Origin of the sequence: Streptomyces sp. H39-S7, assembly GCF_027158205.1 — a bacterium.
Classification (GTDB): domain Bacteria; phylum Actinomycetota; class Actinomycetes; order Streptomycetales; family Streptomycetaceae; genus Actinacidiphila.
This window is the reverse complement of the sequence record NZ_JAPVLU010000125.1, coordinates 1-3,315: the sequence shown is the minus strand read 5'-3', so window position 1 is coordinate 3,315 and position 3,315 is coordinate 1. Positions and strand designations below refer to the sequence as shown.

At 71.5% G+C, this 3,315-nt stretch carries 2 protein-coding genes and 1 pseudogene; 2 read left to right on the top strand and 1 reads right to left on the bottom strand.

Features of this window, described 5'->3' with window-relative positions; genetic code table 11:
* Nucleotides 1-612, top strand: a 612-nt coding sequence (locus tag O3X23_RS43680) for a glycosyltransferase (protein ID WP_269280915.1), incomplete at its 5' end; no start/stop codon positions are given.
* Nucleotides 609-2,069, top strand: coding sequence for a DUF2064 domain-containing protein (locus tag O3X23_RS43675; RefSeq protein ID WP_269280912.1), 1,461 nt, complete (start codon nt 609-611; stop codon nt 2,067-2,069). The genes O3X23_RS43680 and O3X23_RS43675, both read left to right, overlap by 4 nt.
* A gap of 832 nt (nt 2,070-2,901) precedes the next feature.
* On the opposite strand, the pseudogene O3X23_RS43670 reads toward O3X23_RS43675, so the two are convergent.
* Nucleotides 2,902-3,315, bottom strand: a pseudogene (locus tag O3X23_RS43670) (hypothetical protein); the annotation flags it as partial.

The window sequence follows — 3,315 nt, the reverse complement described above, 5'->3', positions numbered from 1 at the left end:
GGCTTCGGCGCCGCCTGCCACGCCGGACTGCTCGCCGCGACCGCCGACATCGTCTGCTTCTGCGACTGCGACGCCTCCCTGGATCCCGCCCTGCTGCCGTCCGTCGCGGACCCGGTGCTGCGCGGCGAGTTCGACCTGGTGCTCGGCCGCCGCCGGCCCACCACCAGGGGCGCCTGGCCGCCGCACGCCCGGCTCGCCAACCTCGAACTGGCCCGGCGCGTCCGCCGCCGCACGGGCCTGCGGCTGCACGACCTCGGCCCGATGCGGGCCGCCCGGCGCGACGCACTGCTCGGCCTGGAACTGGCCGACCGCCGGTCCGGCTACCCGCTCGAAATGCTGGTCCGCGCGGCCGACGCCGGCTGGCGGGTCGCCGAGACCGACGTCCCGTACGCGCCCAGGACCGGCCGCTCCAAGGTGACCGGCACCTGGCGCGGGACCTGGCACGCCGTCCGCGACATGAGCGCGGTGCTGCGGCAGTCGGCGGTCGGCACGGCGAGCGACGATCGGCCCGCCACGGTCCCCATCCAGCCCGCTCAACCAGTTCAACCAGGTCAGCCCGCTCCCGCAGGTCAGCTCACCCGGCCCGCCCAAACCGGCCGGGCCGCCCGATGACCGGCGCTCCCGGCGGGACGACGCTGCTGGTGATCGCCAAGGAACCGGTACCGGGACGGGTCAAGACCCGCCTCACCCCGCCGTACTCGCCCCGGCAGGCCGCCGCGCTGGCCGAGGCGGCGCTCGCCGACACCCTCGACGCCGTGCTGCGCGCCCCGGCCCGCCGCCGGGTGCTGGTGCTCGACGGCGCGCCCGGCCCGTGGCTGCCGCCCGGCTTCGACGTCGTCGCCCAGGCGCCCGGCGGCCTGGACGAACGGCTGGCGGCGGCCTTCGCCGGCTGTACGGGGCCCACGCTGCTGGTCGGCATGGACACCCCGCAGCTCACCCCGGCCCTGCTGGAACCGGCGCTGCGGCCCGACGGCTGGCACGGCTGCGACGCGTGGTTCGGCCCGGCGGAAGACGGCGGCTTCTGGGCGGTCGGACTGGCCGAGCCGGACCCTTCACTGTTCCCCGGGGTGCCGATGTCGACGGACCGGACGGGCGAGATCCAGCGCGCCCGTCTCACCGGCGCCGGACTGCGGGTACGTGACCTGCCGGCCCTGCGCGATGTGGACACCGCCGCCGACGCCGCCGAGGTCGCGCCCGACGGCGCCCGCCACAAGCCGACCCAGATCGCGGGCGCGCTGCTGGCCGTCGGGACCAGTGCCGCCCTGCTCCTGGTCCTGCGGCGGCGGGGTGATCCGCGGCGCGCGGCACTGTGGGCGTGGTGTCCTGCGGTGGCCTTCGCGGCGGTCAACGACGCGCACGTCGACACGCTCGGCGTGCTGCTGACCGTGATCGCGCTGGGCACGTCCGTCCTGCCGCGCCGCGGTGCGCTGCTGGGGGCGGCCATCGCCGTCAAGCTGCTGCCCGCGGTGGTCCTGCCGGGCGCGCTGGCCCGCTGGGGCCCGCGGGACGCCGCGCGGATCCTGGTGCCCGCCGTGCTGGTGATCGCACTCGCCTATCTGCCGTACATCCTGACCTCAGGCTTCGACGTCCTCGGCTACCTGCCCGGCTATCTGCAGGAGGAGGGGTACGAATCAGGCAGCGTCCGCCGGTTCGCGCTGCTGCGGCTGTTCCTCCCGGACTCCGTCGCCGCCCCGCTCGCGGTGGCCCTGATCGCGCTGACCGCCCTCTACGTCATGCACCGCGGCGACCAGGACCGGCCGTGGAGCGGCGCGCTGCTCGTCACCGGCACCGCACTGCTCCTGACCTCGCCCTCCTACTACTGGTACGCCCTGCTGGTGGTCGCGCTGGTCGCGCTCGACGGGCGCTGGGAATGGCTCGCCGTCCCCCTCGCGGGCACCGTCCTCTACATCGGCACTGCCATGGCGCTCCCCAGCGAACTACTCCAACCCTGGTCCTACGGGACCGCAGCAATGGCAGTGCTGGCCGGAGCGACACTGCGGGCCCACGGGAAACAGAAACGACAAGAAGCGGCCATGTCACAGCCCACGCCAGCGACGATGTCGAACTAGGACGACCCATTGACGCAGGGGCGGCCGGGACGTCATGCATCCGGCCACAAGTTGCGATGCCGCTGCCAGTCCTATCGGACATTCACGGCTCACACATCGCCCGTTAAAGCCTAATTCTCACAGTTCTTCATTTGGTCATGCGTGATGATTCGAGGCATTTTACCCAGCACCGGAGGCGGCGAGTATGCGCCCTGGGTTGAAGGGCAGCCGCCCATCGAAAGGTGCCCACCGCGTTGCCAGACGGGATCTCTCGTGGCTCGACTCCCTTGAGTTCCGGGGGGGTTTCGGGGCATCGGGTGGCGATGTAGGGGTAGGTCACGGGACACCGACTCCGAGGGCGGGGTGGCTGCGAGGGCGGAATAGATGACCGCACGCATGAAGATCGCGGAACCAACGGCAGCGCCGGTTGCAACGATGCCGTGCGGACGCGGTGGGTGTGTTGCCGTGGATAGCAGAGGGCGCAAGGTCGCCCCGAAAGATGCCCGCCCGCTGTCGAAGGTGTTCTCCGCCCTGCCGCGAGTCCCGCAGGAAGGCACACGGGAGTACCAGTACGCGCGCAACACCCTTACAGCGAAGTCCGAAGTACGGTCTTGGCGGATCATCGTGTCCCGCATCCAGTGAAGTCGGGTGGCCCCGGTCTCACGACCTGCGCACGACCACCTTCAGGGTGGGGACGCCTCACTGGGCGCGCCAGTGTGTACGCCGCCAAGTGTCACAATCACGACAGGCAGCTGAGCCTCTCCACGCTGCTCATGCCGAGATGACGCATTCACGCGTCGGCACGGCTGCGCGCCATAGGCATGTGTCCCCGTCTTTGCAAGAGGCCACTGGTTTAGTCGATGGCGTTGCGGCCGTCGGTGGGCTTGTCCTTCTCGGTGTCCTTGCCGGTGTGCTTCGGCTTCACCGGCTCCGCAGGGCCGCCGGCCGGTTTCAGGTATCCCTGGAGTTCGAGGAGACTGTTGTCCTTGCCCGGACGGGGGTACTCGGTGGAGCCGCTCAGGTTCTTGCGGACCGAGTCCAGGATGGTCAGCCCCTGGCCGACCAGTCCCGCCGCGATCTCGCTGAGCCCGTCGGCGCCGTTGAGGACGTTGACGTTGGCCCCGGCGAGGCCGTTGGCGGCTTCCTTGACGATCAGCGGGAGTTGGTCGATCAGCATCCGGTCCAGTGCCACCCGGTCGTACGAGGCCGCGGCCTCGGCCTGGATCTTCATCCGTTCGGCCTCGGCCACCGCCAGGACCCGGATCCG